We start from the raw sequence: 1052 nt of genomic DNA, 5'->3' as shown, positions 1-1052 counted from the left end.
GAGGTGAAGACGGTGCGCACGAGCGAGGTGCTGCTGCGCGTGACCATGCTGTATTCCTGGTCTTCCAGGTGGACCGGGGCAGGATCACGGTGGCGTGCGTGGACGGCGAATGGCATGCGCTGCCCGCGCGGCTGCTGGCCGAGGTCCTGAAGCTGCGCGGCTGGCACGTCGACTACCTCGGCGCGCAGGTCCCTTCCCCGCACCTCATCGCCCACCTGCACCGCACCGACACCGACGTGGTCGCGCTCTCCAGTTCCATCGCGACCCGGCTGCCCACCGCGCACGCCGCGATCACCGCCTGCCAGGCCGTCGGCGTACCGGTACTCGCCGGCGGAGCCGCGTTCGGCCCCGGCGGCAAGTACGCCCGCCTGCTCGGCGCCGACGCCTGGGCCCCCGACGCCCGTAGCGCGGCCGACCGCCTGGCCCGGGTGCCGCTGCCCCGCCCGCAGCCCGATCACCAGCCCATCGATGACCTGCCCCACCTGGAAGACCAGGAATACAGCATGGTCACGCGCAGCAGCACCTCGCTCGTGCGCACCGTCTTCACCTCTCTGGAAGACGCGTACCCGGCCATGCGCACCTACAGCGAACAGCAGCGCGAGCGCACCGCCGAAGACCTCGCGCACATCGTGGAATTCCTCGCCGTCGCCCTCTACCTCGGCGACGAGGACCTCTTCACCTGGTTCATCACCTGGACCGCCGGGATCCTCACCGCCCGCGGCGTGCCCGCGCGCAGCCTGCCGCCGGCCCTGGACATCCTGGCCCGCGAGCTCAAGGACTTCCCCCGGGCCACCCGGACCCTCCAGCACGGCATCGCCGCGCTCACGCCCGACCACCGCATCACCGCCGGAAAGACCGCATGACCACAACACCGCCCTCTCCCCTGCGCCTGACCACGGTCGACACCGAGGACACCGTGCGTATAGAGGTCCACGGCGACCTCGACTACGACAACGCCGACCACCTCCTGCTCGCGGTCACCGCCAAGCTCGCCGAACACCCGCGCCTGAGCGACCTGCACCTGCACTGCGCGGGGCTCCAAGCCGTCGACT

The 1052-nt window shown here is 71.2% G+C and carries 1 protein-coding gene and 1 pseudogene; both read left to right on the top strand.

What is annotated here, in order from left to right:
- The coding region (locus tag ACQKIP_RS48090; protein ID WP_427745945.1) for a cobalamin B12-binding domain-containing protein at positions 1-863 on the top strand (863 nt) is incomplete at its 5' end.
- Positions 860-1052: pseudogene (locus ACQKIP_RS48085) on the top strand (STAS domain-containing protein); the annotation flags it as partial. The gene ACQKIP_RS48090 and the pseudogene ACQKIP_RS48085, both read left to right, overlap by 4 nt.

The organism is Streptomyces sp. NPDC059900 (assembly GCF_050270335.1).
Taxonomy (GTDB): domain Bacteria; phylum Actinomycetota; class Actinomycetes; order Streptomycetales; family Streptomycetaceae; genus Streptomyces.
The sequence above is the reverse complement of the archived record's forward strand: the minus strand, read 5'-3'. Positions and strand labels throughout refer to the sequence as shown.